At 62.8% G+C, this 26,177-nt stretch carries 21 protein-coding genes and 1 rRNA gene; 15 read left to right on the top strand and 7 right to left on the bottom strand.

The features are described 5' to 3' along the window. Nucleotides 1–205 precede the first annotated feature (205 nt). The 3 genes from rrf (at nt 206) to ACCD07_RS12305 (ending at nt 3,065) form a co-directional block, all read left to right on the top strand. A 5S ribosomal RNA gene (gene rrf, locus ACCD07_RS12295) occupies nt 206–318 on the top strand. Between the two features lie 144 nt (nt 319–462). Next, nucleotides 463–1,839 (top strand): tetratricopeptide repeat protein, encoded by a 1,377-nt coding sequence (locus ACCD07_RS12300; RefSeq protein ID WP_413447487.1) that lies wholly within the window; start codon nt 463–465, stop codon nt 1,837–1,839. 140 nt (nt 1,840–1,979) lie between these two features. Then, complete coding sequence (locus tag ACCD07_RS12305) at nt 1,980–3,065, top strand: L,D-transpeptidase family protein (RefSeq protein ID WP_413447488.1); 1,086 nt, start codon at nt 1,980–1,982, stop codon at nt 3,063–3,065. 77 nt (nt 3,066–3,142) lie between these two features. On the opposite strand, the gene ACCD07_RS12310 is transcribed toward ACCD07_RS12305, so the two are convergent. Then, complete coding sequence (locus ACCD07_RS12310; RefSeq protein ID WP_413447489.1) at nt 3,143–3,688, bottom strand: acyloxyacyl hydrolase; 546 nt, start codon at nt 3,686–3,688, stop codon at nt 3,143–3,145. Nucleotides 3,689–3,806: 118 nt separating this feature from the next. Between ACCD07_RS12310 and ACCD07_RS12315 the strand changes: the two genes are divergently transcribed. Beyond that, nucleotides 3,807–4,697 (top strand): NAD(P)-dependent oxidoreductase, encoded by an 891-nt coding sequence (locus ACCD07_RS12315; RefSeq protein WP_413447490.1) that lies wholly within the window; start codon nt 3,807–3,809, stop codon nt 4,695–4,697. Here the strand turns inward: ACCD07_RS12315 and ACCD07_RS12320 are convergent. After that, nucleotides 4,694–5,887: a M20 aminoacylase family protein gene (locus tag ACCD07_RS12320; RefSeq protein WP_413447491.1), complete on the bottom strand. Its 1,194-nt coding sequence runs from the start codon at nt 5,885–5,887 to the stop codon at nt 4,694–4,696. The genes ACCD07_RS12315 and ACCD07_RS12320 overlap by 4 nt on opposite strands. Before the next feature lie 148 nt (nt 5,888–6,035). On the opposite strand from ACCD07_RS12320, the gene ACCD07_RS12325 reads away from it, so the two are divergent. The 4 genes from ACCD07_RS12325 (at nt 6,036) to ACCD07_RS12340 (ending at nt 12,805) form a co-directional block, all read left to right on the top strand. After that, nucleotides 6,036–8,114 (top strand): molybdopterin-dependent oxidoreductase, encoded by a 2,079-nt coding sequence (locus ACCD07_RS12325; protein ID WP_413447492.1) that lies wholly within the window; start codon nt 6,036–6,038, stop codon nt 8,112–8,114. A 9-nt stretch (nt 8,115–8,123) separates the two neighbouring features. Then, nucleotides 8,124–9,251, top strand: a complete 1,128-nt coding sequence (locus ACCD07_RS12330; RefSeq protein WP_176655813.1) for an aminopeptidase — start codon at nt 8,124–8,126, stop codon at nt 9,249–9,251. 190 nt (nt 9,252–9,441) lie between these two features. Further along, complete coding sequence (locus ACCD07_RS12335; RefSeq protein ID WP_176655812.1) at nt 9,442–11,133, top strand: long-chain-fatty-acid--CoA ligase; 1,692 nt, start codon at nt 9,442–9,444, stop codon at nt 11,131–11,133. A 1-nt stretch (nt 11,134) separates the two neighbouring features. Beyond that, entirely contained in the window at nt 11,135–12,805 is a 1,671-nt protein-coding gene (locus ACCD07_RS12340) for a long-chain fatty acid--CoA ligase (RefSeq protein ID WP_413447493.1), read from the top strand. 43 nt (nt 12,806–12,848) lie between these two features. Here ACCD07_RS12340 and ACCD07_RS12345 read toward each other — a convergent pair whose 3' ends face one another. From ACCD07_RS12345 to ACCD07_RS12355, 3 genes are read right to left on the bottom strand one after another with little or no spacing between them, the layout of a single operon-like run. After that, nucleotides 12,849–13,145, bottom strand: coding sequence for a hypothetical protein (locus ACCD07_RS12345; protein ID WP_176655810.1), 297 nt, complete (start codon nt 13,143–13,145; stop codon nt 12,849–12,851). 53 nt (nt 13,146–13,198) lie between these two features. Next, nucleotides 13,199–14,767, bottom strand: coding sequence for an alkaline phosphatase D family protein (locus tag ACCD07_RS12350; protein ID WP_413447494.1), 1,569 nt, complete (start codon nt 14,765–14,767; stop codon nt 13,199–13,201). Nucleotides 14,768–14,783: 16 nt separating this feature from the next. After that, nucleotides 14,784–15,233 (bottom strand): acyl-CoA thioesterase, encoded by a 450-nt coding sequence (locus ACCD07_RS12355; RefSeq protein WP_176655807.1) that lies wholly within the window; start codon nt 15,231–15,233, stop codon nt 14,784–14,786. A gap of 61 nt (nt 15,234–15,294) precedes the next feature. Here ACCD07_RS12355 and ACCD07_RS12360 point away from each other — a divergent pair, with 61 nt between their 5' ends. The 3 genes from ACCD07_RS12360 to ACCD07_RS12370 all read left to right on the top strand — a co-directional run bounded on the left by ACCD07_RS12360 (nt 15,295) and on the right by ACCD07_RS12370 (nt 20,049). After that, nucleotides 15,295–17,151 (top strand): ABCB family ABC transporter ATP-binding protein/permease, encoded by a 1,857-nt coding sequence (locus ACCD07_RS12360; protein ID WP_353404435.1) that lies wholly within the window; start codon nt 15,295–15,297, stop codon nt 17,149–17,151. A 14-nt stretch (nt 17,152–17,165) separates the two neighbouring features. Beyond that, nucleotides 17,166–18,587, top strand: a complete 1,422-nt coding sequence (locus ACCD07_RS12365; protein WP_413447495.1) for a M20/M25/M40 family metallo-hydrolase — start codon at nt 17,166–17,168, stop codon at nt 18,585–18,587. A 109-nt stretch (nt 18,588–18,696) separates the two neighbouring features. Then, the gene (locus ACCD07_RS12370) at nt 18,697–20,049 is read left to right on the top strand and encodes a glycoside hydrolase family 99-like domain-containing protein (protein WP_413447496.1); all 1,353 of its coding nucleotides are present in this window, start codon (nt 18,697–18,699) and stop codon (nt 20,047–20,049) included. A gap of 49 nt (nt 20,050–20,098) precedes the next feature. Here the strand turns inward: ACCD07_RS12370 and ACCD07_RS12375 are convergent, their stop codons facing one another. Next, nucleotides 20,099–21,673 carry a family 43 glycosylhydrolase gene (locus tag ACCD07_RS12375; RefSeq protein ID WP_413447497.1) on the bottom strand — a complete coding sequence of 525 codons (1,575 nt, stop codon included), beginning with the start codon at nt 21,671–21,673 and terminating at the stop codon, nt 20,099–20,101. Between the two features lie 199 nt (nt 21,674–21,872). Here ACCD07_RS12375 and ACCD07_RS12380 point away from each other — a divergent pair, with 199 nt between their 5' ends. Continuing rightward, nucleotides 21,873–22,283 carry a hypothetical protein gene (locus ACCD07_RS12380; protein ID WP_413447498.1) on the top strand — a complete coding sequence of 137 codons (411 nt, stop codon included), beginning with the start codon at nt 21,873–21,875 and terminating at the stop codon, nt 22,281–22,283. Next, entirely contained in the window at nt 22,280–22,480 is a 201-nt protein-coding gene (locus tag ACCD07_RS12385) for a hypothetical protein (protein ID WP_176655802.1), read from the top strand. Before ACCD07_RS12380 ends, ACCD07_RS12385 begins: the two co-directional genes overlap by 4 nt. Nucleotides 22,481–22,529: 49 nt before the next feature. On the opposite strand, the gene ACCD07_RS12390 is transcribed toward ACCD07_RS12385, so the two are convergent. After that, entirely contained in the window at nt 22,530–23,783 is a 1,254-nt protein-coding gene (locus ACCD07_RS12390; RefSeq protein ID WP_176655801.1) for a dicarboxylate/amino acid:cation symporter, read from the bottom strand. A 217-nt stretch (nt 23,784–24,000) separates the two neighbouring features. Here ACCD07_RS12390 and ACCD07_RS12395 point away from each other — a divergent pair, with 217 nt between their 5' ends. Next, nucleotides 24,001–24,726 carry an amino acid ABC transporter ATP-binding protein gene (locus ACCD07_RS12395; RefSeq protein WP_176655800.1) on the top strand — a complete coding sequence of 242 codons (726 nt, stop codon included), beginning with the start codon at nt 24,001–24,003 and terminating at the stop codon, nt 24,724–24,726. 9 nt (nt 24,727–24,735) lie between these two features. Continuing rightward, complete coding sequence (locus ACCD07_RS12400; RefSeq protein WP_413447499.1) at nt 24,736–26,175, top strand: amidohydrolase family protein; 1,440 nt, start codon at nt 24,736–24,738, stop codon at nt 26,173–26,175. Nucleotides 26,176–26,177: the final 2 nt, after the last annotated feature.

The following is a 26,177-nucleotide window of genomic DNA, read 5'->3' on the forward strand; positions in this document are numbered from 1 at the left end:
TGCATTAAGCTAACTGATACTAATTGCCCGTACGGCTTGTCCCTATAACCTTGGCAGGTTATGGTGAATGAGAAGTACGTTGGAACGTTCGTTGATACAACTTCATTACCGAAAATTTACTGCATAAACGATATAAATCGTTTATAATACTTCCTCCAGATTCCAGGCGGCGCGGAAAAAGACGCGACGCCAGTACAAGTCAATGCCTGATGACCATAGCAAGTTGGTCCCACCCCTTCCCATCCCGAACAGGACCGTGAAACAACTCTGCGCCGATGATAGTGCTGCAACCAGTGTGAAAGTAGGTTATCGTCAGGCTAGTTATATAAGAAACCCCACCAGGTGATCCTGGTGGGGTTTTTTGCTTTTGTGGTTAAAGACGCATTTAAGATACACGCTAGATTTTGATCTAAGGAAACTAAAGGTGTACCATGTGTTCTTTCGCGCTTGCTTCACACCTCAATGAAAAATAAGACAGCCCAATCCACGCTGTATCGTGCCTTGGCTACCGCCGGCATCGTAGCAACCGTCTTCATGCAAGCGCCTGCGCGCGCCGATGAGATGGCCGACGTCAGCAAACTGGCCAAGGCCGGCAAAGTCGTCGAAGCGCTGAACAAGACCAACGAATACCTGAGCAAACATCCAGCCGATCCGCAGATGCGCTTCATGAAGGGCGTGCTGCTGACCGAGCAAAACAAGTCGGACGAGGCCATCGCCATCTTCACCAGGTTGACTGAAGATTACAAGGACCTGCCGGAGCCCTATAACAACCTGGCGGTGTTGTATGCGGCCAACGGCCAGTACGACAAGGCGCGCGTTGCGCTGGAACGGGCGATCCGCACCAATCCGAGCTATATGACCGCCTACGAAAACCTGGGCGACGTGTATGGCAAGATGGCCAGCCAGGCCTACGACAAGGCGCTGGCGCTGGGTTCGAACAATGCGCCGGTCAAGTCCAAGCTGACTTTGCTGCGCAACTTCTCCAGCAGCACCGGCGCCAAGGTTGGCCTGCCGGACGCGACGGCGCCAACGCCCGCACCGGCCCCTGCTGCGCAAGTGGCGCAGGCGACGCCGCCCCGCACCGCCAGCTCGGCGCCACCGCTGATTTCGCAAATCCCTGCGGACGCCGGCAAGCAGACTACGCAGCAGCGGATCCCGGCATTGTCCGTCACGCCGCCGGCGCCAACGCCGGTGCCTGCGACCAAGGTTGCCGCCGCACCGGCGCCAGCACCTGCTCCGATATCGGCGCCTGTTGCCGCCAAGCCGGCCGCGCCTGTTCCTGCACCGGTGATCGCCAAGGCCGAACCGCCGAAGCCGGCACCTGCGCCGGCCCCAGTGGTGGCCAAGGCCGAACCGGTCAAACCTGCTCCGACACCTGTGCCGGCCAAACCAGTGCCTGCGCCGGTGGTCGCCCAAGTCGAGCCGGCCAAGCCGGCCAAGATCGAGCCGCCCAAACCAGTCAAGCCTGAACCGGAAAAAGCCTCCAAGCCGGACACTGCCGAACGCGACGCGGTGCTGGCCCAAGTGAATGGCTGGGCCAAGGCCTGGGCCTCGCAAAACGTCGATTCCTACCTGGGTTATTACAGCCACGAGTTCGAGCCCCCCAAGGGCTTGTCGCGCAAGGCGTGGGCCGATGAGCGCCGCGCCCGCATTGAAGGCAAGGGCCGCATCCGCGTGGAAGTGGGCGGACCGGAAGTGGTTGTGAATGGCAATACGGCGAAAGTTACCTTCCGCCAGACCTATGAATCGGATCGTTTGACCGCCAAAAGCCGGAAGACGCTCGTGCTGATCAAAAATAGTGGAAAATGGCAGATCAAGCAGGAGTCCTCGGGTAGCTGATGTCACACTTTAGATTTTCGCAACACTGGCGTGCAAGGAGTTTGTTGTGCGTAGCCCTTCTGAGCGTATTGGGAGGAGAGGTCAGCTACGCCGCAAAAAAGCCGGTACGGGCTGCTGCCCGTAAAGCCAACCCTGAGGACATGCTCTCTGATATCTACAAAGAGCTGTCCCAGCACAACCTGCGCGTCGCCCAGCAGAAGGCCGATGCGCTGGTCGTTGCCTATCCCAATTTCCGCCTCGGCCACCTGGTGCGCGGCGATATCCTGCTGATGCATACCCGCGCGGTGACCACGATAGGCGCCGCCGCACCGCAAGGAACCGACTCCAAGCTGGCCGACCTGCGGCGCGAGGCCGCGGTGCGCATGCAGGCCGAGCCTGGCCGTCCATCGTCGGCGCTGGTGCCGCGCGCGCTGCTGCAGATGCGCAAGGACCAGAGACACGCGCTGATCGTCGACGCCAAGCACTCGCGCCTGTACCTGTATGAAAACCGCAACGACCAGATCCGGTTGCTGTCGGACTTCTACGTCAGCCAGGGCAAGCTGGGCATTCATAAGCTGAAGGAAGGCGATATGCGCACGCCGGTGGGCGTGTACTACATCATCGGCCATCTGCCGGGAATCAAGCTGCCTGACATGTACGGCAAGGGCGCGTTGCCGCTGGACTATCCGAACGACTGGGACAAGGTGCAGGGCCGCAGCGGTTCCGGCATCTGGGTGCATGGCACGCCGCCGGAAACCTTCAGCCGTCCGCCGCTGTCGACCGACGGCTGCGTGGTGGTCAGCAATGACGATTTGAATACGCTGACCCGGACCGTGGAAATCGGCAAGACGCCGATCCTGATCGGCGATCAGGTCGAGTTCGTCAGCAAGGAGCAGATGGAGCGCGACCTGCTGGTCGCCAGTTCGCTGGTGGAGAGCTGGCGCCGCGATGTCGAGAACCGCGACGACGCCAGCCTGCGCGCGCTGTATTCGCCGCGCTTCAAGTCGGCGGCCGACGAGGATGTGAATGCCTGGCTGGACAAGAACCGCTTCCTGCCGGGCGCGAAGAAGATCAGCGTGACGGTCACCGAGCCGAGCTTCTTCCGCCAGCCCAGCCAGGAAGAGGTCATCGTCAGCAGCTTCACGCAGCAGATCGTGGTCGGCAAATACCGCCACGCGGTGCGCAAGAAGCAGTACTGGGCCAAGGAAGGCAAGAACTGGAAGATTGTGGCTGAATCGAACGTGTAAAAAAGCGGGGGTCAGTTCCGGCAATCTGCCACGCGTGGCAGATTGCCGGAACTGACCCCCGCTTTTTTACACATACATCAGAAGTGGTAGGCCGCTTTGACGACGATGAAGTTCACGCCGGTGTTCGGCTTTTTGTAGCCGCCGTTCGAGAAGTGCTGCACCTTGGCGCCGATTTCCCAGTTGTTGTCGAGCACATAGCCGATGCCGATGTGGTCGCCGAACTGGAAGTGGGTCGACAAGCGATAGGTGTCGTTGTCATACAGCTCGGACAGGCGGTGCACGCCGATGCCGCCTTCGTAGTAAATACCCTTCTTGTTATCATTTTCCCAGCGGAAGACCGGGTCCAGGCCGATGTCCCACAGGCTCTTGGAGCGGCCGGAAACGTTCTGGTACTGGTTCTGTTTCCAGAAGCCGGCGGTCAGGTCCCAGTAGCCGCTCAGGTGCGTGCCGTTGGACTGGAACCAGCGGGCGCTCCAGTCTTTTTGCACGCTGATGCGGGTCATCTGGACCTTGGCGGCGTTGCCATAGTCGACCGACACGGAATCGATCAGTTTGTCTTCGGCGTAAGCTGCCTGGGCCAGCAGCAGAGCGGCTGCAGCCGCCATCATTTTTTTAGCGAACATAGTATCCTTGCAAGGTTTGTGCTGTATTTCTCACTAATACGGCTGCCGAGATTGTACCGGGGTTCCAAAAATAATTCCGGAGGCGGCCGTTTTGACTATTTCAGGAGTTGGAGTATCTATGCGTATCGCCTTTCTGGGTATCGGCTTGATGGGAGACCCGATGGTACGCCGCTTGCTGGCGGCGGGCTACCCCGTGACGGTCTGGAACCGCACTTTTTCCAAGGCGCAGGCGCTGGCCGGCGCCGGCGCGCAGGCCGCCGCTCAGCTGGACGAGGCGGTGCGCGGCGCCGACATCGTGATCTCGATGCTGGAAGCCGGCCCCATCGTCGGCGGCGTGATGCAGGACGCCCTGCCGGCGCTGGCGCCGCGCGCGCTGTGGATAGACATGAGCTCGACGCGGCAATCGGAGGCGCAGGAATTCCACGCGCTGCTGACGGCGCAGGGCCGGCGCTTTGTCGACGCGCCGGTGTCCGGCGGCGTGGGCGGCGCGGCGGCGGGCACGCTGGCCATCATGGCGGGCGGCAGCGCCGAGGATTTCGCCGAGGCGGAAGCGGTGCTGTCGGCGATGGGCCGGCCTACGCTGGTCGGCCCGGCCGGTAGCGGACAGGTGGCCAAGCTGTGCAACCAGCTGATCGTCGGCGCCACCATCAACATCGTGGCCGAGGCCATGCTGCTGGCGCAGGCGGCCGGCGCCGATCCGGCGGCGATGCGGGCGGCGATACGCGGCGGCTTCGCCGAAAGCAAGATCCTCGACGTGCACGGCCAGCGCATGCTGGAGCGTAATTTCGTCGCCGGCGGGCAGGTGAAGACGCAGCTGAAAGACCAGCGCAACATCCTGGCCGCGGCAGAGGCGGCCGGCATCACCTTGCCGGTGACCCAGCTGGTGACCGAGCGCTACCAGTCGCTGGTGGAGACCGTCCCGCAGGCCGACCACTCGGCGGCGCTGCTGGGACTGGAGGCCTTGAATCCGGGGCAGCGCGTCGGCACCGCCCCCGATAAATTGGCTTAGGCCATCGGCAAGCTCTGTTCGGCCAGGCGCACCCAGAAGCTGGCGCCGATCGGCAGCAGGTGGTCGTTGAAGTCGTAGCTGCCGTTGTGCAGCACGCACGGACCGAGGCCGTGGCCCCCGTCGCGGTGGTCGCCCTCGCCGTTGCCGATGAAGACGTAGCAGCCCGGCTTGGCCTGCAGGAAGAAGGCGAAATCCTCCGCGCCCATGGTCGGCTCGACGTTGTCGTCGACGTTGTCCGCGCCGACCACCGATTTCATCACCTCGACCGCGAACTTCGTTTCGGCGGCGTGGTTGACCAGCGGCGGGTAATTGCGGCGGAACGTGAAATCGACTTCGGCGCCGAACGCGGCCGCCGTGTGCCTGGCGATCTCGCCCATGCGTTGCTCGATCATGTCCAGCACCGGCTGCGTGAAGGTGCGCACCGTGCCGACCAGCTCGGCCTCGTCGGGGATCACGTTGGTGGCGCTGCCGGCATGGATTTGCGTGATCGACAGCACGGCCGTGTCCAGCGGGCTCTTCTGGCGGCTGATGATGGTCTGCCAGCTTTGCGCGATCTGCACCGCCACCATCACCGGATCGATGCCCTTGTGCGGCTGGGCCGCGTGCGCGCCCTTGCCTTTGACGGTGACGTAGAACTCGTTGCTGGAGGCCATCATCGGTCCCTCGACCACGCTCATGGTGCCGACCGGCGCGCCCGGCCAGTTGTGCATGCCGTAGATCGCATCCATCGGGCATTGCTCGAACAGGCCGTCCTCGATCATGCGCCGCGCGCCCGCGCCGCCTTCTTCCGCCGGCTGGAAAATGAGGTACACCGTTCCGTCGAAATTGCGGTGCTCGGCCAGGTGTTTGGCGGCGCCCAGCAGCATCGCGGTGTGGCCGTCGTGGCCGCAGGCGTGCATCTTGCCCGGATGGCGCGAGGCATGGGTGAAGGTGTTCACCTCCTGCATCGGCAGCGCGTCCATGTCGGCGCGCAGGCCGATGGCGCGCGTGGAGCTGCCGTTCTTGATGATGCCGACCACGCCCGTCAGGCCCAGGCCGCGGATGACGGGGATGCCCCATTCGCTCAGCTTGTCGGCCACCACGTCCGAGGTGCGTTTTTCTTCGTAGCACAGCTCTGGATGGGCGTGCAGGTCACGCCGGATTTGCTGGATTTCCGATTGAAATGCAATGATGGGTTCAACTAATTTCATCTGCTTCTCCAATGTAGGGTTCGCCTGCCTTTTGAGCAGCGAGAACAGCCATTGTAGCCCTTGTCAGCCAAACAAATCCAGAGCGGACGGAATGGCTGCCTAATCGTTTACCATACTGCTTTCAGTGTACGCTTTTTGGACTTTTGACATGACAACGACACAAGTTCGCGCGGTCTGCCCGCACGATTGTCCCGATACCTGCGCCCTGCTGGTGACTGTGGAGGACGGCGTCGCCACCGCCGTCAAGGGCGATCCCGACCATCCGACCACCGCCGGCGTGCTGTGCACCAAGGTGGCGCGCTATACCGAGCGCACCTATCACGAGGACCGTTTGCTGTACCCGCTGCGCCGCGTCGGCAAAAAGGGCGAGGGAAAATTCGAGCGCATCAGCTGGGACGAGGCGTTGCGGACCATCGCAGCGCGGCTCAAACCGCTGGCCGAGCGCGCGCCGCAGGCGATCCTGCCGTACAGCTATTGCGGCACGATGGGGCTGCTGCAGGGCGAATCGATGTCTTCGCGTTTCTTCAACAAGATCGGTGCCTCGCTGCTGGACCGCACCATCTGCGCGACGGCCGGCTTTACCGGCTACAAGTACACCATCGGCGGCTCGGTCGGCATCGACATGGAACAGTTCCAGCATGCCAAATTGATCCTGATCTGGGGCGGCAATCCGATCGCCTCCAACCTGCATTTCTGGACCCGCGCGCAGGAGGCCAAGCGCAACGGCGCCAAGCTGATCGCCATCGATCCCTACCGTTCGCTGACGGCGGAGAAGTGCCACCAGCACATCGCGCTGCTGCCGGGCACCGACGCCGCGCTGGCGCTGGGCATGATGCATGTGCTGATCGCCGAGGACCTGCTCGACCACGACTACATCGCCAATTACACGCTGGGCTTCGAGCAGTTGAAGGCGCGCGCGGCGGAATGGACGCCGGAGCGCACCGCCGACACCTGCGGCATCACGGTGGCGGAAGTGGTCGACCTGGCGCGCCTGTACGGCGGCATGGCCAAGGCCGGCGAGCCGGTGGCGATCCGCACCAACTACGGCGTGCAGCGGGTGCGCGGCGGCGGCATGTCGGTGCGTAACATGGCCTGCCTGCCGGCGCTGGTGGGCGCGTGGCGCCATCCGGCCGGCGGCATCCAGCTGTCGTCCAGCGGCTCGTTCCCGACCGACAAGGCGGCGCTGCAGCGGCCGGACCTGCTGACGCAGCTGCCACGCACCATCAACATGACCACCATCGGCGACGACCTGCTGCGGCCTGCCTCGCCGGAGTTCGGCCCGCAGGTGGAGGCGGTGATCGTCTACAACGCCAACCCGCTGGCGATCGCGCCGGATTCGTCGAAGGTGATGGCGGGCTTCGCGCGTGAGGACTTGTTCACCGTGGTGCTGGAGCACTTCCAGACCGACACCGTGGACTATGCCGACATCGTGCTGCCCGCCACCACGCAGCTGGAGCACGTCGATGCGCACACCTCCTACGGCCACCTGTACATGATGGCCAACAACGCCGCCATCGCGCCGATGGGCGAGGCCAAGGCCAACACCGAAATCTTCCGCCTGCTGGCGGCGGCGATGGGCTACGACGATCCCTGCTTCAAGGACAGCGACGACGAACTGGCGGCCATCGCCTTCAACGCGCAGGACGCGCGCGCCATCCACTTCGACTGGGAATCGCTGAAGCGCAAAGGCTGGCAAAAACTCAACATGCCGGAGGCGCCGTTCGCGCGGGGCGGCTTCCCTACGCCGTCCGGCAGGTGCGAGTTTTATTCGGCCGCGATGGAGGCCGACGGACTCGATCCGTTGCCCACGTATTTGCCGCCGTACGAATCGGTGGCGAGCAACCCGGAACTGGCAAAACGCTATCCACTGGCGATGATTTCTCCGCCCGCCCGCAACTTCCTCAACTCCACCTTCGTCAACGTCAAGAGCCTGCGTTCGGCGGAGGGCGAGCCGCACCTGGACATCCATCCTGACGACAGCGCATCGCGCGGCATCGCCGACGGCGACATGGTGCGCATCTTCAATGACCGCGGCACTTTCATCGCCAAGGCGCGCGTGACGGACAAGGCCCGCGCCGGTCTTGTTGTCGGCTTGTCAGTGTGGTGGAAAAAGCTCGGGCGGGATGGTAAAAACGCCAATGAGGTTACCAGCCAACAGTTAACCGATATGGGCCGCGCACCAACTTTTTACGATACACTGGTACAAGTCGAAAGAGTCGCTGCTTGAAGGTAATGTATGCGCAATTTAGCCCGCCGGATCGTCCGCGCCAGGTACTGGTTGGCGGCGGCATGTGCAGCACTTCTGCTGGCGGGTTGCGCGCAACTGAAGTACTACATGCAGGCCGCGCAAGGCCAGTACGCATTGTGGTCGGACGCCCGTCCGATTGACGACTGGCTGGGCGATCCGTCCACCGATCCCCAGCTCAAGGCCCGCCTGGAAAAAGCCCTGTTGATACGCAAGTTCGCGGTCCGGGAACTGGGCCTGCCCGACAACGCCAGCTACAAGAACTACGCGGCGCTGTCGCGGCCCTTCGTGCTGTGGAACGTGGTGGCGACGCCGGAGCTGTCGCTGCGGCCGATCCAGTGGTGCTTCCCGATCGCCGGCTGCGTCAGCTACCGCGGCTACTACAGCAAGGAAGACGCGATGGCCTATGCCGACGAATTGCGCAAGGAAGGCAACGACGTCCAGGTCGGCGGCGTGCCCGCGTATTCCACGCTGGGCTGGTTCAGCGATCCGCTGCTGTCGACCTTCATCAACTATTCGGACGCCGAACTGGCGCGCATGGTGTTCCACGAACTGGCGCACCAGGTGGTGTACGTGCAGGGCGATTCGCAATTCAACGAAGGCTTCGCCACGGCGGTGGAGGAGGCCGGCGTGGCGCGCTGGCTGGAGCTGTACGGCACCGATCCGATGCGCGAAGCCTATACGCGCTACAACGCCCGTCGCCAGGATTTCCTGGCGCTGCTGGTCGCCCACCGCAAGATGCTGGCCGACCTGTACGCCGGCAAAACCAGCACCCGCCACAAGCGCGCGGAAAAGCTGCGCATCTTCGCCCACCTGAAAACCGACTACCAGAAGCTCAAGGACAGCTGGGGCGGCTATGCCGGCTACGACCGCTGGTTTGCCGAGCCGCTGACCAACGCCCACCTCAGCGCGGTGGGAACTTACCACGATTATTTGCCCGCCTTTCGCACGTTGTTAAAGCAAGAACGAACGTTCGTGCGATTTTATGCTGCGGTGCAAAATTTAGCATCTCTTGATCTAGTTCAACGCCAGCAGCAGTTGCAACAACTGGGCCGCCCGGTAATGCTCAATGCAGAGACCAGCAAGGAGCCGGCGGCCGCCCCGGAAGGCACACATTGATGTTGCGCCGCAACATAAAAAGCCGTTAGAAGCCGCATTCAAATATGGTTAAATGCGCTTGCGTCCGAGCTTGCTGCCCGATAGCATCGTAACAAGTAAGCTCCGGTAACTCGCGCAGACGACACCCCGACGCTGAACCGGCACTGTGCGCCGGACCATACAACGATAATATTGAGACACGAGGCACAGGATGGAAAAAATCTGGTTGAAGTCGTACCCTCCCGGCATGCTGACCGACATCGATCCCGGCCAATACGGTTCGCTGGTGCAGCTGCTGGAAGAGTCGTTCCACAAGTTCGCGGACCGCAACGCCTACGTCTGCATGGACAAGTTCCTCACCTATGCCGAAGTGGACGCCTATTCCAAGCGCCTGGGCGCCTGGCTGCAAAGCCGCGGCATGAAAAAGGGCGCGCGGGTCGCCATCATGATGCCGAACGTGCTGCAGTATCCGATCGCGATCGCCGCGATCCTGCGCGCCGGCTACACGGTGGTCAACATCAACCCGCTGTACACGCCGCGCGAGCTGGAGCACCAGCTCAACGATTCGGGCAGCGAAGCCATCCTCATCCTGGAAAATTTTGCCACCACGCTGGAACAGGTGCTGGGGCGCACGCAGGTCAAGCACATCGTCGTGGCCAGCATGGGCGAGATGCTCGGCGGCCTGAAGGGCATGCTGGTCAATTTCGTGGTGCGCAGCGTCAAGAAGATGGTGCCGCCGTTCTCGCTGCCGAACGCGGTGCGCTTCAAGGATGCGCTGTCGCAGGGCGGCGCGATGAAGCTGACGCCGGTGGCGCTGCAGCCCACCGATCCGGCCTTCCTGCAGTACACCGGCGGCACCACCGGCGTGTCCAAGGGCGCGACGCTGACGCACCGCAACGTGGTCGCCAACCTGCTGCAAAGCGAGGCCTGGTCGGCGCCGGCGCTGGGCGGCGTGACCGAACAGACCACCATCGTGTGCGCGCTGCCGCTGTACCACATCTTCGCGCTGACCTGCTGCGCGATGTGGGGCACCCGCGTGGGCGCGCTCAACATCCTGATTCCGAACCCGCGCGACATCGGCGGCTTCATCAAGGAACTGGCCAAGTACAAGTTCAACATGCTGCCGGCGGTGAACACGCTGTACAACGCGCTGCTGAACCATCCGCAATTCGGCAACCTGGATTTCTCGGGGCTGAAGATCTGCAACGGCGGCGGCATGGCCGTGCAGCAGTCGGTCAACGACAAGTGGCTGAAGGTCACCGGCGTGTCCATCATCGAAGGCTACGGCTTGTCCGAGACGTCGCCGGTGGCCACCTGCAACCGCGCCGACAGCACCGCCTTCAGCGGCACCATCGGCTTGCCGGTGCCGTCGACCGATATCGCCATACTCGATGATGACGGCAACGAGGTGGCGCTGGGCCAGCCGGGCGAGATCGCTATCCGCGGTCCGCAGGTGATGGCCGGCTACTGGAACCGTCCGGACGAAACGGCCAAGGTCATGACGGCCGACGGCTATTTCAAATCGGGCGACGTGGGCGTGATGGACGAGCGCGGCTACGTGAAGATCGTCGACCGCAAGAAGGACATGATCCTGGTGTCGGGCTTCAACGTCTATCCGAACGAGCTGGAGGGCGTGATTGCCGCCCACCCCGGCGTGCTCGAATGCGCCTGCATCGGCGTGCCGGACGAGCATTCGGGCGAGGCGGTCAAGGTGTTCGTCGTGCGCAAGGATCCGAACCTGACCACCGAGCAGCTGATGGCCTATTGCAAAGAACAATTTACCGGCTATAAGAAGCCGAAATATATCGAGTTCCGCGAGGAGCTACCCAAAACCAATGTCGGGAAAATCCTGCGGCGCATGCTGCGCGATGAACCACCCGGCCAGAACCAGAAAGCTGCATAAGATGGAAAAGATTTGGCTGAAGTCCTACCCCGAAGGCGTCCCCGCGGAAATCGACAGCACGCAGTACCGCTCGGTGACCCACCTGCTGGAGGAATCCTTCCGCAAGTATGCCGACCGCAACGCCTACGTCTGCATGGACAAGTTCCTGACCTACGGCGAGCTGGACAAGCTGTCGCTGCAGATGGGCGCCTGGCTGCAAAGCAAGGGCCTGCAGCCGGGCGCGCGCGTGGCGATCATGCTGCCCAACGTGCTGCAATATCCGGTGGCGATGGCGGCCATCCTGCGCGCCGGCTACACGGTGGTCAACGTCAATCCGCTGTACACGCCGCGCGAGCTGCAGCACCAGCTGGTCGACTCGGGATCGGAAGCGATCATCGTGCTGGAAAACTTTGCCACCACGGTGCAGCAGGTGGTCGCGCATACCCAGGTCAAGCATGTGATCGTCGCCACCATGGGCGACATGCTGGGCGGGCTGAAGGGCATGCTGGTCAACCTGGTGGTGCGCAAGGTCAAGAAGATGGTGCCGGCGTTTTCGCTGCCGGGTTCGGTGTCTTTCAAGCAGGTGCTGGCCGAAGGCGCGCGCCTGACGCTGCAGCCGGTCAAGCAGGGCCATGACGACATCGCCTTCCTGCAATACACCGGCGGCACCACCGGCGTGTCGAAAGGCGCCGTGCTGCTGCACCGTAACATCATCGCCAACGTGCTGCAGAACGAAGCGTGGCTGCAGTTCAAGCAGCAGAAGGAGCAGCTGGTGTTTGTGTGCGCGCTGCCGCTGTACCACATCTATTCGCTGACCATCAGCGCCTTCATGGGCATGCGCATGGGCGGGCTGAACCTGCTGGTGCCGAATCCGCGCGACATCCCGGGCTTCGTCAAGGAACTGGCCAAGTACCGCGTCGCCGTGTTCCCGGCGGTGAACACGCTGTACAACGCGCTGCTCAATAATCCCGAGTTCGCCAAGCTGGACTTCTCGTCCTACTCGGTCTGCAACGGCGGCGGCATGGCCGTGCAGCAGGCGGTGGCGGACCGCTGGCTGAAGCTGACCGGCACGCCGATCATCGAAGGCTACGGCATGTCGGAAACGTCGCCGGTGGCCACCGCCAACCGCGTCGACATCAAGGAATTCACCGGCACCATCGGCCTGCCGATTCCGTCGACCGAAGTGTGCATCCTGGACGACGACGGCAACGTGCTGCCGCTGGGTTCGACCGGCGAGATCGCCATCCGCGGCCCGCAGGTGATGGCCGGCTACTGGAACCGTCCGGACGAGACCGCCAAATCGATGACGGCCGACGGCTTCTTCAAGACCGGCGACGTCGGCATCATGAACGAGCAGGGCTTCACCCGCATCGTCGACCGCAAGAAGGACATGATCATCGTGTCCGGCTTCAACGTGTATCCGAACGAAGTGGAGGGCGTGGTGGCGTCGCACCCGGGCGTGCTGGAAGTGGCGTGCATCGGCGTGCCGGACAAGAATTCCGGCGAGGCCGTCAAGCTGTTCGTGGTGCGCAAGGATCCGAACCTGACCGCCGAGCAGATATTGGAGTTCTGCAAGCACGAGCTGACCGCGTATAAAAAGCCGAAGTACATCGAATTCCGCGACGAGCTGCCGAAGACCAACGTCGGCAAGATCCTGCGCCGCCAGCTGCGCGACGAAAAAGTCGCCGCGTAAGGCAAAAAAAAATCGCCTGCTGAGCCAGGCGATTTTTTTTAGCTCAATGGTGGTCTGATCGCGGCCCTTTCTTGATGCAAGCGAGCCGCTTTTCTCTCATGGCGGCGGCCAGTCGCTGGCGCACCTCATGATCGTGATCGATGTAGCCTTCGACGTTGGCCTTGCGGGCGCATTCGGCCCAGTGCTGGTCGTCGACATCCTGCAGCCGTTCGAATTCGGCTAGCGACAGCACGACCACAGCGTCGTGGTCGGCTTTTTCTACGACTATCGTTTGCGTCAGAGCCTGGTGCAGATAGCTATCGAGCTCCCGCGCAATTTCACTCTCTGTGACTTTCAACATGAAGCACCTCCATACAGGGTGGTCTAGCCAGTATAGGCAATGAGCGCGTCAATTCAAGCGCGGACCAGTCCGGGATGGCCGTCGCGCACCAGGAAGCTGGCGGCGGCGCCGATCGGGCTGGCGGGATCGTGCACGTCGTCCAGCGCGAGGAACAGCGTGGTGGTGTCGGCCGGCGTGATATTGAGCAGCATGAAGCCGCGCTTGTCGCTGCGGCCGTATTTGATGGCGTGGTTCATCGATACAAACTGCTCGGTCCGGGCCTGAGGGCGCGACGGCGAGGTGACCGAGGTGCCGACGAATTCCGTGGCGATGACCGGGTTGGCGGCCGAGCGCGGACGCGCCGGATTTCGGTTGAGCTCGGCAGCGAAGAAGCTGTGGACGTCTCCACCCAGCACCAGTGGATTGCGCGCGCCGCTGGCGTGCAGCGCGTCGAACAGGCGCTGGCGCGCCATCGGATAGCCATCCCAGCCGTCGGTCCAGAAGCGGCCGTCCGATTCCTTGACGATGGGAACTTGGCTGTTTTGCGCCATCAGCGTTTGCTGGGCCAGGATGTTCCAGCGCGCCGGCGACGACTTCAGGCCCTGCTCCAGCCAGTCCTGCTGGGCGGCGCCAAGCATGGTGCGCGCGGGATCGGCCAACGCCGGGCAATCGCGCCTGAGCACGGAGCTGGAACCGCCGCGCCCGGCCGGCGTGCAGGCGTGGTGGGCGCGGTACTGGCGGTCGTCCAGCACGTGGATGCGCGCCAGGCGGCCCCAGTCGTAGCGCTGGTACATGCGCAGGTGCGCGAAGCCGGCCGGCGCCACGCGCAGCGGCATGTGTTCGTAGAAGGCCTGGTAGGCCGCGGCGCGGCGGTTGAGAAAGTCCGGCGCCAGCCGCTCGTCGCGGTCGCTGCCGTAGTCGTTGGCCACCTCGTGGTCGTCCCAGGTGACGATCCACGGCGCGGCCAGGTGCGCGGCCTGCAGGTCGCGGTCGGTCTTGTACTGGGCGTAGCGGGCGCGGTAATCGGCCAGCGTGAAGCTCTCAGCGGTCCGTAGCGCGCTTTGCGGATGCTTCAGCTGGTATGGCCCCCACTCGTAGATGTAATCGCCCAGGAAGGCCACCAGGTCGGGCGCGGCGGCGGCGATGTGGCGGTGCGCCGCGTAGCTGCCGAACTCCCAGTGCTGGCACGAGGCCACGGCCAGTTTCAACTGGTCCGGCATGGCGCCGGCGGCGGGCGCGGTGCGGGTGCGGCCGACCGGGCTGACGGCCTCGCCCAGCATGAAGCGGTACCAGTACCAGCGGGCCGGCGCCAGGCCGGTGACGTCGACGTGGACACTGTGCGCCAGCGCTGGCGCGGCGCTGGCGCTGCCCTTGGCGACGATGCGGCTGAAGCGCTCGTCCTCGGAGACTTCCCAGCGCACGCTGAAGGCCACCGGCGGCGTGGCGGCGGCGTTCAGGGGATCATGCAGGATGCGGGTCCAGAGGATGACGGCGTCCGGCAGTGGCGAGCCGGAAGCGACGCCGAGGCTGAAGGGATAGGCGCCGGAGTTGTAGCTGGCGCTGGTCGGCACCGGCACGGCGGCCAGCGCCAGCGCGGAAAGGCGGCCGGCGGCGAGGAGGAGGGCGCGGCGCTGCTGGTCCATGCGTCGCCGCGGCGGATCAGGCGTTGATCAGTGTTTCGATAGGCGGCACCTTGCGCGGCTTGCGGTCCGAATCGGTGGCGACGTAGGTCAGCGTGGCCTCGGTCACCTTGACGGTGCAGGCCTGCAGGCGGTTGCGCTCCGCGTACACTTCCACGTTGACGGTGATGGACGTATTGCCAACCTTGACGATATCAGCATAAAACGACAGCAGGTCGCCGACGAACACGGGATTCTTGAACACGAAGGAATTCACCGAAATGGTCGCCACGCGGCCGTTGGCGCGGCGGGTGGCCGGCAGCGAGCCGGCGATGTCGACCTGGGCCATGATCCAGCCGCCGAACACGTCGCCGTAGACATTGGCGTCGGACGGCGCCGGCATCATGCGCAATTCCGGCATTTTGCCCGGCGGCAGGCCGCGGTTGACGGTTTCGACATTGGTGGATGGGGGATTTTGGGACGCGGTCATCGTGAATTCTCTTGAAGGGCTACAATTACCGGGATTGAACCATAAAAAGCCGACATCCGCCATGCGCCGTTACCCGAATACCCCGCCAGACACCTCCAGTAAAGCAGCCCCGGCCGCCGAGCGCAGCGACATGGCTACGCTGAAAACCCTCTTTCCCTACCTGTGGGTCTACAAATGGCGCGTGCTGCTGGCGCTGGGCTGCCTGATCGGCGCCAAGCTGGCCAACGTCGGCGTGCCGGTGGTGATGAAGCGCCTGATCGACAGCCTGAGCGTCTCGCCCTCGCATCCGCAGGCGCTGCTGGTGCTGCCGCTCGGCGCGCTGGTGGCCTACGGCGTGCTGCGCGTGTCGACCACGCTGTTCACCGAGCTGCGCGAATTCCTGTTCGCCCGCGTCACGCAGCGTGCGGTGCGCACCATCGCGCTGCAGGTGTTCCGCCATCTGCATTCGCTGTCGTTGCGCTTCCACCTGAACCGCCAGACCGGCGGCATGACGCGCGATATCGAGCGCGGCACGCGCGCCGTCGGCTCGCTGATTTCGTACACGCTGTTCAACATCCTGCCGACCCTGGTGGAGATCACGCTGGTGCTGGGCTACCTCGTCACGCACTACGACATCTGGTTCTCGGTGATCACCTTCGTCGCGCTGGTGACCTATATTTCGTTCACCATCTTCGTCACCGACTGGCGCACGCACTTCCGCCGCACGATGAACGAGCTGGATTCGAAGGCCAACACCAAGGCCATCGACTCGCTGATCAACTACGAAACCGTCAAGTACTTCGGCAACGAGGACTACGAGGCCAGGCGCTATGACGAAGGCCTGCAGCGCTACGAATCGGCGGCCGTCAAGTCGCAGACCTCGCTGTCGCTGCTGAACACCGGGCAGTCGCTGATCATCGCCACCGCCGTCACGCTGATCCTGTGGCGCGCCACGCAAGGCGTCATCGACGGCAAGATGACGCTGGGCGACCTGGTGCTGGTGAACTCCTTCATGATCCAGTTGTATATCCCGTTGAACTTCCTCGGCGTGATCTACCGCGAGATCAAGCAAAGCCTGGCGGACATGGAGAAGCTGTTCTCGCTGCTGGACCAGAACCGCGAAGTGGCCGACTCGCCGGATGCGCAGCCGCTGGTCACGCACGGCGCGCAAGTGCGCTTCAACCATGTGGACTTCAGCTACGAATCGAAGCGCCAGATCCTGTTCGACGTCGACTTCACCATCGCGCCGGGTACGACGACGGCGGTGGTGGGCCATAGCGGCTCGGGCAAGTCGACCTTGTCGCGACTGCTGTTCCGCTTCTACGAGGTGAATGCCGGCGGCATCACCATCGACGGCCAGGATCTGCGCTCGATCACGCAGGACACGCTGCGCCACGCCATCGGCATCGTGCCGCAGGATACGGTGCTGTTCAACGACACCATCGAATACAACATCGCCTACGGCCAGCCCGGCGCGACGAAAGAGCAGATCGTGGCGGCGGCGCGCGCGGCGTCGATCCACGACTTCATCGACAGCCTGCCGGACGGCTACGCTACTATGGTCGGCGAGCGCGGTCTCAAACTCTCCGGCGGCGAGAAGCAGCGCGTGGCGATCGCCCGCACGCTGCTGAAGAATCCCGCCGTTCTGATTTTCGACGAAGCCACGTCGGCGCTGGACTCCAAGGCCGAGCAGGCGATCCAGGCGCAGCTGAAGGAAATCGCCAGGAGCCGCACGACGATGGTGATCGCGCACCGCCTGTCGACGGTGGCGGACGCGCAGCAGATCCTGGTGCTGGACCACGGCCGCATCGTCGAGCGCGGCACGCACCAGTCGCTGCTGGCGGCCGATGGCTTGTATGCGCAGATGTGGCAACGGCAGCAGGCCAAGGCCGATGAAGAATTGGCGTCGTCCCCCGACGACGTCGTTGACGCAGTCTAAATAAGGAAACGACTATGAAGTCTCGTTTTGCGCTGGGTGCAGTAACTGTCTTGATGGCTTGTGTTCAGAGTGCGTATGCCGATCCTACGGAACCGCAGTTCCGCGCCCTCTACAAGGAGCTGGTCGAAACCAACACCACGCTGTCGTCCGGCAGCTGCACGCTGGCCGCCGAGCGTATCGCCGCGCGACTGAAGACGGCCGGCTTTGCCGACGCCGAGCTGCATCTGTTCGCCGATCCGGCGCATCCGAAGGAGGGCGGCCTGGTCGCCGTCATGCCGGGCAGCGATCCAAAGGCGAAAGCGATCCTGCTGCTGGCGCACATCGACGTGGTCGAAGCCAAGCGTGAAGACTGGACCCGGGATCCGTTCACGCTGGTCGAGGAAGACGGCAAGTTCTACGCGCGCGGCGCGGTGGACGACAAGGCGCAGGCGGCCATCTGGGCCGACACGCTGGTGCGTTTCAAGAACGAGGGCTACGTGCCGCGCCACACGCTGAAGATGGCGCTGACCTGCGGCGAGGAGACCGGCGGCGCCTTCAACGGCGCAGAGTGGCTGACCAAGAACCGCCGCGAACTGATCGACGCCGGTTTCGCCATCAACGAAGGCGCGGGCGGCGAGCTCGATGCTGCCGGCAAGCGCGTGTCGATGACGGTGCAGGCGGGCGAAAAAGTCTCGCAGAACTACCGGCTGGAAGTGACCAATCGCGGCGGGCACAGTTCGCGTCCGCAAAAGGACAATGCGATCTACCACCTGGCCGGCGCGCTGAAGAAGATCGAAGGCTACACCTTCCCGATCCAGCTGGCCGACGGTAGCAAGGGCTACCTGAACGGCATGGCAAAAATCCAGACGGCCGAGGGACACAAGGACGTGGCGGCAGCCATGCTGGCGATCGTCAGGAACCCGGCCGACGCGAAGGCGGTCAAGCTGGTGTCGGAGCGCGACGTCAGCTGGGCCTCGATGCTGCACACGACCTGCGTGGCGACCATGCTTGATGCGGGCCACGCCACCAACGCCCTGCCGCAGCGGGCGCGCGCCAACATCAACTGCCGCATCTTCCCCGGCGTGACGCAGGAAGAGGTGCGAGCGGCGCTGGTCAAGGCCATCGGCGATCCGGCGGTGAAGGTGGAGACGCTGGAAATCCGTGGACCGAACTCGGCGCCGCCGGAGCTGGGCAAGGCCATCATGGCGCCGGTGGAGAAGCTGACGGCGGAGATGTGGCCCGGCGTGCCGGTGTTGCCCATCCTGCAATCGGGCGCCACCGACGGCCAGTTCCTCAACGGCGCCGGCATCCCCACCTACGGCATCAGCGGCATCTTCCTTGGCCCCGACCTGGGCAATATCCACGGCCTGAACGAATACATCGGCGTCAAGTCGCTGATGGAGGGCCGCGAGTTCCTCTATCGCCTGGTCAAGGTCTACGCGGGGCAGGGCGGTTAATAAAGTAAATTCTGCCTTTCCGGATTATTTCCGGGTGTTATAATTTTTTTAATTGCATTTATTGTATTAAATGCTTTTAATGAAACTCAACACTTTGTGAAAGGTAGTCATGCAGTCTAAAAAACGGCAATTGATACTCGGCGCTGGCGCAACAATGGTCGGCGGCCTCTTACCCCTGGTAAAGGCCGCCGCAGCGACAGCAACGGTGCCCACTTCATCGCGTACGCTGGTGGCTGCTTACTTCGGCGGCTGGAGCAAACCAATCGACGCTTCACAGCAATGGCTGGACGGCGACAATCCTTGGGGTGTCTATCCGACGGCGGCATTTCCGAATGTTCATCATCGGATGGGCTTGGAAGAGTTTGCTGACCGTTATCCGATCGAAGGACCGTGGCGAGCCGACGGAACCGGGGGCTACGACGAAAAGCAGCCTGAGTTCATGCAGTCCGCGATTGAAAGCGCCCATTCGTACGGTGTCGATGTGTTTGCCGTCAATTGGTACCGCAATGAGTTCCTCAACTACCCGGTCGAGAACCTGAAGCTGGATACCGCGAGCAATACTTTCAAGATATCGAATCCAGAAAAGATCAAATGGTTCCTGCAATGGTCGAACAACTCCAATTACCATAGCAATCCACCGAGCGACAGTCGTGATTATTTCTATGAAGGCATACGCCTGGCTGCATTGCATATGAAGGACCAGCCGTACTACTGGACACTCAAAAATAAGCCGGTATTTGCGATTTTCGACGTTTCACAAATCGATAGAATCATTAATTTGTCCGCAGGCCGGCCTGCAAAGTATGCCGTCCCCGAAGCTGAATATAGCGCTTTTGTCGCTTCGCGCGATGCGTTTTTGAAGGACTGCCACAACATCGTCGCCAATGTGCTGGCGGGCCAGGCAGATGGCGGCATCAGCGGCTCCGGACAGGCCGTGACGGTAACGCAGCGCCAAGCTTCGTTCGTTCCGTCCATGTATTTGCTGGTTGCCACCGGCGATGTCGGCGGCTGGGCATCCTCCGCCGCTGTCGATGCGATGTACGCCTACAATATTCGTTCTGGCAAGTTCAATGGCGTCCAGCGTCGGGCGACCTCCTATGACGAAATCACGCAGGCGGCACAAGCCACCTATGATTTGTATATTCCCGCCATGCGCAAGTATTTGCCCAAGCAAGTCAGCTGGTGGCCGACTCTGGTATCCGGCTACGACGACAGGCCATGGTTCGGTTCCGATACCGATCCGGGCGTGCAGCAGTGTCCGGCGACTGATGCCCAGTTCCAGCAGCATTGCAGCCAGGTTAACCGGGTGCATAACGCCAACATCGATGTCACTGGCGGCATCACATTCATCTACGCGTGGAACGAATGGGGCGAAGGCGGCTGGATCGCGCCATCGGCGGGCTCCGGCTACACCAAACTGCAGACGCTGAAAACCTACCTGAAAGACGCTCCGGCCAGCTAGGCCGGGCTTACAAGCCCCAAGGTTGATGTCCAACTTTGGGGCAGTTCATTCAGGCCAGCGCGCGGTATTGGAAGTCCCGCATATGTACAGCGCCTTCGCCAGCGCTGTACACCGCCGGCTGCAGGCTGAGGAAGCCGCCGAAGACGTTGTGGTGCATGCCGGAGGTCTCCATCTGCCACGGGTGCTGTATCCATTTGCCGTCGTCCAGCGCGTAGAAGAACGTCACGATGTGCCGGTCATTCCTGACGCGGATGCGTACCGTGGAGGCCTTTACGGCTTCGCGCATCCAGCTCTGTTCGCGGGAGTAGTGATAGGTCAGCATGTGCGTGGCGCTGAAGCCGACGCCGACGAACATATGCTCGTTGTAGTGCAGTAGCAGGCCGCCATGGCACGCGCCGCTGATCTCAAGCGTGACGGTGGCTTCATAGGCGTGGTCGCCGACGATGCAGGCCAGCGGCGAGCAGTCGGCGGGAGATGAGCCTTTGCCCGCGATGACTACCGAACCCTGTTCAAAGCGCACGCGCCTCGTCTCGTCCGGCCCCGGATTGAAGAAGCACCACTGCACGCCGAATTTGTTCTTCGTGAAGTCGTCTGATTTGGCGAAGCCTGCTGGAACGGCCGTACCTTTCTTCGGCATCGGCAGCGGCGACGACAGGTCGCCGCCCTTGGGCTTGAACCAGCCGTCCGCCGTCCATTCGATCGGTTCGAGCAGCGCCTGGCGGCCGAGAGTCCGGTAGCCGTTCTCGTAGCCGTGGTAGACCATCCACCAGTCGCCGGCCGGGCCTTCGACCAGCGTGGCGTGGCCGCGCGACCACCACCGTTCTTCGGCACTTTTGGTGCGCACCAGCGGATTCTGAGGACAATGCTCCCACGGCCCATGGATGGAACGCGAGCGCGCGGCGATCACCATGTGGCTGGTCGGCGGGCCGGAGGTGCCGCCCACCGCCAGCACCAGGTAGAACCAGCCGTTGCGGCGCAACAGCTTCGGTCCTTCGGGCGCGAACATCTCCACCACCCAGTCGGATGGATAGCGCCACGGTTCATAGACCTTTTCGAGCGTGCCGACGGTCGCCAGGCCGTCGTCGGTCAGGCCGATGCGGCGCACGCCGTTGACGAACAGGTAGCGCTTGCCGTCCTCGCCGACCGCGTGGCCGGGATCGATGGCGTCGATATGCAGGTCGATCGGATCGCTCCACGGGCCCCTGATGTTGTCGGCCCAGATGACGAAGATGGTGCCTTTGCCGTCCGGGGTGGCGGGGATGTAGATGAAGTAGCGGCCGTTGTGCTTGACGAGGTCCATGGCCCACACGCTGCCGATCGGTTTGGTCAGAGCCGGGCCGATCGGCTCCCAGTTCACCAGGTCGCGCGAGTGCCAGAGGATGACGCCGGGATAGGACAGGAAGGACGAAAACGTCATGTAGTAATCCGCGCCATCCTTGAGGATGGTGGGATCGGGATGGTCGCCGGACAGGATGGGATTGAGGTAGGTGCCGTTGCCCAGGTCGGCCTTGCGCTGGCCTTCTACGCCGCGGCCCCATTTCGGCTCGGCTGCGTGGGCCAGTTGCGGCCCGACCGCGGCGCTCGCCAACAGCGTCTTGAGCGCGGTGCGCCGGGATGATGTCATGTCGTCTCCATCTGTGCAAAATAGTGCGTAGATGGTGCATCAGCCCACCGGCCGTCGCAATTACGAATCTCACCAAGCCCGATAACGATTCCGCGCAATGTCAGCTATAGTTCCGCCCGCTTGCTGTGAGGTGGCGCAAGGCGCATCATATTTATTCAAACTACCCTCCGGTGAAACACTTGTAGACAACGGAGGCCTTATGTCCGACTTTTACAAATACTTCAAAGAGAATATGGATGGATTGGGATTAGCTACTCCTGAAAATCTCTTCGGCAGCAGCCAATCGGCAGTTTCGACGGCTTCGACGCTGCTCGCGTTGATTGATAGGTTCGGAAAAAAGGTAACGGTAGCGGAGATGATCGGAGCTGGCACAGGTATTGAAAAGCTGGCGGTCCTAGGGGCGGCGAATGCATCATATTATGTGGGGGCGGTTATTGGTAGTATCGCCATTGCAACAGGGCGCGCCTTGGCGGGCGGAACCTCTCTTTCCGATGTTCTGTTGAATGCCCAAATGAATCACCTTCATCGTCCTTGGCTGGCGGCTGTACTGATGCGCCATCCTGAAATTTATAGCCGACGCAAGGTTGCGCAAGTTAGGAGAGCTAAATGAAAGATGGTTTGTTGTTGTTGCTTACCGCGATAGCGTGCTCAGTCGGTGCCTGGCTGTTTTTTAAGTATCTCGGCAACGATGCGTTCAGCGTCATCATGTTGGTGACTTTGGTATGCGCCATCTGGGACAACGCGCGCTTGCGACGCAAGCTTCGCGACCTGGGCTATAAGCCGGAAGGCAAGCGTACCTGGTTCTGATAAAAAAATGGCCACCGCGAGGTGGCCATCTTGTTGGGGCGCTGCTTGCTTAAGCGGCTTTGACCAGCTCGACTTCGCCGGGAGCGGCCAGCTCGCCTTCCCACTTGGCGACCACCGCGGTGGCCACGCCGTTGCCGATGACGTTGGTCGCCGAGCGCGCCATGTCGAGGAAGTGGTCGATGCCCAGCAACAGCAGCATGCCCGCTTCCGGAATGTTGAACTGGCCCAGCGTCGCGGCGATCACCACCAGCGAGGCGCGCGGCACGCCGGCCATGCCCTTGGAGGTCAGCATCAGCACCATCATCATGGTCATCTGCTGGCCCAGCGACATCTCGATGCCGTAAGCCTGCGCGATGAACACGGTGGCGAAGGTGCAGTACATCATCGAGCCGTCCAGGTTGAACGAATAGCCGATCGGCAGCACGAAGGCGGCGATGCGGTTGCGCACACCGAAGCGCTCCAGGCCTTCCAGCGTTTTAGGATAGGCCGCTTCGCTCGACGCGGTCGAGAAGGCCAGCAGCACCGGGCTGCGCAGTTCCTTCAGCAGCGAGAAGATGCGGCCCTTGAGGAACAGGAAGCCGATGAAGATCAGCAGTGCCCACAGCAGAGCGATGCCGAAGTAGAACTCGGCCATGAACACGCCGTAGGTCTGCAGCACGCCCAGGCCGCTCTTGGCGATCACGCCCGACACCGCCGCAAACACGGCGATCGGCGCGAACTGCATCACGTAGCCGGTGACCTTCAGCATCACGTGCGCCACGCCGTCCAGCGCGTTGATCATGACGTTGGCCTTTTCGCCGACGGCGGCTGCGGCCGAGCCGAAGAACAGCGAGAAGATCACGATCTGCAGGATCTCGTTCTTGCTCATGCCTTCGACGATGGAGGCCGGCACCAGGTGGGTGACGAATTCCTTCAAGGTCAGGCCCGAGGTGACGATGTCGGCCTTGGCGGTGGTGGCGGCCATGTGGCCGAGCAGTGCGTCGCCGGGGCGGAACATGTTCACCAGCACCAGGCCCAGGCTCAGCGACATTACCGAGGCGATGAAGAACCAGCCCAGCGTCTTGATGCCGATGCGGCCCACTTCCGAGGCGTCGCCCATCTTGGCGATGCCGCACACCAGCGTCGAGAATACCAGCGGCGCGATGATCATCTTGATCAGGCGTAGGAACAGCGTGGTGATCAGCGACATGTAGTCCGCATACTCGACCGGCTTGGCCAGGTTGAGGTTTGCCAGGTAGCCGGCAAAGATACCCAGCGCCAGGGCGACGAGTATGTAGGTGGTCAATCGGCTTTGTTTGTGCATGTTATAAGCTTCCTGTGGTAGTGTCTCTCTGGGCCTGCGCAGAGGGCGGGGTGTCCGCCGCTGCTGTGGTTCTGCATTGGCTGCAACCGGTATTTTATGGTCCGGTTGATGAAACTATTGGCAAGTTCCGCAGTATCCTTGTGGGCAGAGGCGCTGTCAAGCGCATGTAGGGCCGCATCCACACAGGTGCGGACCGGCTTTTTTATTCAGCGTACATATGATCGAAATTAAGAACGTCAGTAAGTGGTACGGCCAGTTTCAGGTGCTCGGCGAGTGCAGCACCCGGGTCGAAAAGGGCGATGTGATGGTGATTTGCGGGCCGTCCGGCTCCGGCAAGTCCACGCTGATCAAGACTGTCAACGGGCTGGAACCCTTCCAGCAAGGGCAAATTACCGTTGACGGCATCGCCGTCGGCGACAAAAACACCGATTTGCCGGCCTTGCGGGCCCGCATCGGCATGGTGTTCCAGAATTTCGAGCTGTTTCCCCATTTGTCGATACGCGACAACCTGACCTTGGGCCAGACCAAGGTGCTGGGCCGCAGCGTCGACGAGGCCACCGCCCGCGGCTTGCAGTACCTGGACCGGGTGGGCCTGCTGGCGCAGCAGGACAAATTCCCCAGCCAGCTGTCCGGCGGCCAGCAGCAGCGCGTGGCCATCGCCCGCGCGCTGGCGATGGACCCGATCGCCATGTTGTTCGACGAGCCGACCTCCGCGCTGGATCCGGAAATGATCAACGAAGTGCTGGACGTGATGGTCGGCCTGGCGCAGGACGGCATGACCATGATGGTGGTCACCCACGAAATGGGCTTCGCCCGAAAGGTGGCCAACCGCGTTGTGTTCATGGACAAGGGCCGCATCCTCGAGGATTGCAGCAAGGACGAGTTCTTCGGCGCGCCCCGTTCGGAACGGGCGCGCGACTTCCTGGCACGGATAATCCACTAATATTCACTAATGAACATTCTCAAGCCTCTGGCGGGCGCCATGCTGGCGCTGGGATTGCTGGGCGCCGCCCATGCGGGTCACAGGATCGCCGTCGACCTGGCGCTGACCAGGGCCACGCTGATCGATGTGGCGGGCGGCAAGGCCGTCACCGGCAAGTCGGTGCTGCTGAAGGGCGACACCATCGTCGCCGTGGTCGACGACCGCCAGCTGTCCGGCTATGCCGCCAAAAAGACCCTGCGCCTGCCGGGCAAGTACCTGATGCCCGGCCTGTGGGACACCCACGTGCACTTCGGCGGCGGCCCGGCGCTGATCGAAGAGAACAGGCATCTGCTGGCGCTGTACCTGGCCAACGGCATCACCGCCGTGCGCGACTGCTCCGGCGACCTGCCGGACACCGTGCTGGCCTGGCGCGGCCAGATCAACGCCGGCCAGCTGGAAGGGCCGACCATCTTCACCTCCGGCGCCAAGCTGGAAGGCTACAAGCCGCTGTGGAAGGGCACCATCGAAGTCGGCACGCCGGAAGAGGTGAGCAAGGCGCTGGACGGCCTGCAGGCGCAGAAGGTGGACTTCGTCAAGATCACCGAGAACACGCTGAAGCCGGAAATTTATCTCGAAGCGCTGCGCCAGGCCAGGGAGCGCGGCATGCGCACCTCCGGCCACATTCCCGTGCAGCTGACGCTGGCGCAGATGTTCGACGCCGGCCTGGGCACGGTGGAGCACCAGTCCTACCTGCTGCGCGCGTCGACGCCGCGGGAGAAGGAGCTGACCGCGCAAGTGGCTGCCGGCACGCTGACCGGCAAGGAAGCGATGAGGCAAAGCCTGGCGAGCTACGACGAGCAGACCGCGCGCGCATCGTTCCGCTACATGGCGTCGAAAGGCACGGCGGTGGTGCCGACGCTGTCGGTATCGCGCGTGGTCGCCTACCTGGACCGCGACGATCATTCGAAGGATCCGGCCTTGCAGTACATCGGCAAGGGACTGCGCGCCACCTACGACTGGCGCGTGCAGCGCGCTGCGCTGGACAACGCGGCAGCCATCGCGCTGCGCAAGGCGACGTTTGAAAAATCGGCCGCGCTGCTGCCGATACTGGCGCAGGAAGGCGTCAGCATCATCGCCGGCACCGATGCCGGCTTCTTGAATTCCTACGACTATCCGGGCCAGGCGCTGCATGACGAAATCGGCCTGTACGTGCAGTACGGGTTGACGCCGGTGCAGGCGCTGCGGACGGCGGTGGTGAACGGCCCGCGCTTCCTCGGCAAGCTGGATCGCTACGGCAGCCTGGAGGCCGGCAAGTCGGCCGACCTGCTGGTGCTGGACGCCAATCCGCTGCAGGACATCGCCGCCACGCGCGAGATCCGCACGGTGGTCAGCCGGGGCCAGGTCTACGACCGCGCGCGGCTCGACAGGATGATGGCCGAGACCAAGGCCTGGGTCGCAGCCCAGCAGTAGTC

The organism is Duganella sp. Dugasp56 (genome assembly GCF_047304105.1).
Taxonomy (GTDB): Bacteria; Pseudomonadota; Gammaproteobacteria; order Burkholderiales; family Burkholderiaceae_D; genus Rugamonas; species Rugamonas hordei.